The sequence below is a fragment of the Acinetobacter portensis genome, assembly GCF_009372215.1.
Lineage (GTDB): Bacteria > Pseudomonadota > Gammaproteobacteria > Pseudomonadales > Moraxellaceae > Acinetobacter > Acinetobacter portensis.
Genome location: NZ_LWRV01000006.1, coordinates 1 through 1869, shown reverse-complemented (window position 1 = coordinate 1869; position 1869 = coordinate 1). Strand labels below are relative to the sequence as shown.

General features: G+C 31.1%; 3 protein-coding genes. All 3 read right to left on the bottom strand.

Translation table 11 applies throughout. The features are described 5' to 3' along the window. Window positions 1–128: 128 nt before the first annotated feature. Genes A6M14_RS00675 through A6M14_RS00665 form a run of 3 tightly spaced genes read right to left on the bottom strand, consistent with a single transcriptional unit; the run spans window position 129 to window position 1863 of the window. Window positions 129–548, bottom strand: a complete 420-nt coding sequence (locus tag A6M14_RS00675) for a roadblock/LC7 domain-containing protein (RefSeq protein ID WP_152872856.1) — start codon at window positions 546–548, stop codon at window positions 129–131. Next, complete coding sequence (locus tag A6M14_RS00670; RefSeq protein WP_152872855.1) at window positions 541–1098, bottom strand: GTP-binding protein; 558 nt, start codon at window positions 1096–1098, stop codon at window positions 541–543. Before A6M14_RS00670 ends, A6M14_RS00675 begins: the two co-directional genes overlap by 8 nt. 9 nt (window positions 1099–1107) lie before the next feature. After that, a complete protein-coding gene (locus tag A6M14_RS00665; RefSeq protein ID WP_152872854.1) occupies window positions 1108–1863 on the bottom strand; it encodes a hypothetical protein in 756 nt (251 codons plus the stop codon). Between the last annotated feature and the right edge of the window lie 6 nt (window positions 1864–1869).

Here is a 1869-nt window from a genome sequence, read left to right as displayed (position 1 = left end):
CAGGGGGTGTTTTTTTATGCATATAAAATTAAAAATTTAAAAAATAAGAGATGTTAATGGAATTATAGCTAGAGCCTTAAAATTAGAAAATCATCATAAAAAAATCCCGAATAAATCGGGATTTAAATTTAATTCGTATAGTGTGAATCTGATAGGACAATATCTTCCGTACATTTTTTTATAAAGAATAAAGCTTGTCCCAATAAAATATCTTTGCTCGTTAAAGCCACCATAATCATTGGGTAATTTTTATTAGGAATTGCATTTAATATGGCTTTGCCATTTTCAGCATCTAAGGTGATACTTTGGCAGCCTTTTAAATCAATTTCATGCATAAATGCAGAAATCATGGCGACAATTGAGCTACTTACAGCTGCTAATTTGCTTGAATTATAAATATTCTTGTTATGTACGGAGCTAATTTCAAAGCCATCTGCAGTACACAATAGAATATAGTCGATTCCTTTTACATTAAGTAAAACATCTGAAATTGCACGATGTGATGAGTGAATGAGTGACTCTGGTGGTTTTCGTGAATGGTCATGCATGATTCATGTTACCTGAGAGGCTAAGGGAGATTTCTGATTGGCTTAAAAGAGTATCTATGAGTAAAAGGATGTCTTCTGATTTTCGGGCATCAATAAAGTAGAGAGGATACATTTGTATTTGTTGCGAAATCCATTCTCTATATTGAGAGGTATGTATCGTAGATTTTTCATCAATATGGGTAATTGCAAAAATTAGATTATTATTTGTTTTTCTGAAGGTTTCATAATAAAAATCTAAATCTTCTAAAGGGTTATCGGCAGTATGATCAATAAGAATGATTGTGCCGAGAGCACCTTGACTGATGGTTGACCAAATAAAGTCGAAGCGTTGTTGTCCTGGTGTTCCATATAGTCCAATTTTTACGCCATCATCAAGTGTGATTTCTCCATAATCAATGCCGACTGTGGTAAACATTTTATTATGGCGGTCTTGATCTGTATTGATTGCTTCAGTTGTAAATACGGGCACATCAGATAGTGATTGTATTGCAGCAGATTTACCAGCGCCCATAGAGCCAGCAAAGACAATTTTGTGTGGATGTAAAATCAAAAGCGGTCCTTATATCCCCAGTTTTTTTCGCATTTTGCTAAAAAAGTTTCGTAATGTGGAAGATGTATTTTCTTCACTGTTTAGTTTGAATTTGACTTCATTTGGGTGAATTTTTTCGAGAAGGTTACATGCCAAACCAATATAAATAAATTTATGAATAAGCTCTGGATCAATCTCTAAATGGTTAGCAATGGTGTCGATCTCTGCGCCATACTGTAAGCAAGAAGCGATTTTTAAGGTTTCTTTAGGAATGTTTTTATTTGGTTGTGGCCAATATTTTAGTTTATAACATGTTGATTTACTTGAATTCGGTGCGTATTTTAGATTTAACCATAAGTAATTCCATAGCCATAAGCTAAGATCATATTTCTTTGTTTGTGATCTAAAATTGACTGCTTGATTAAAGTCTAGTGCTTCAATTGCTAAAGATTCAATATGATTAAATTCAAAATGATCTGATATCCAAATTTCATGCATTTTTCTATCAATAACAAAATTTTGTTCATTATTAATATGACATAAAAAGAAATTTGAATGATTGGAATGGAAAATAGTATTAAATGTATCTATTAAATTAATATTTTCCCTATTAATAGTATTTGTTTTTTCTTCGTATTTAATATGTTGTGAAATCCATTCTTTTAGCATATTTAAATTTGAAAATGGCAAATAAAGCTGGTTATTTTCTATAGTATTATCTTTATTTTTGTCATGATGAATTGTGATTATAGGAATGTTCTTATCTTTTATATTAGGGCGTGTCATCAATTA

What these genes read in the sequence shown, in the direction of transcription:
- A6M14_RS00665 (WP_152872854.1), bottom strand. Translation starts at nt 1,863, where the DNA reads ATGACACGCCCTAATATAAAAGATAAGAACATTCCTATAATCACAATT.
- A6M14_RS00675 (WP_152872856.1), bottom strand. Translation starts at nt 548, where the DNA reads ATGCATGACCATTCACGAAAACCACCAGAGTCACTCATTCACTCATCA.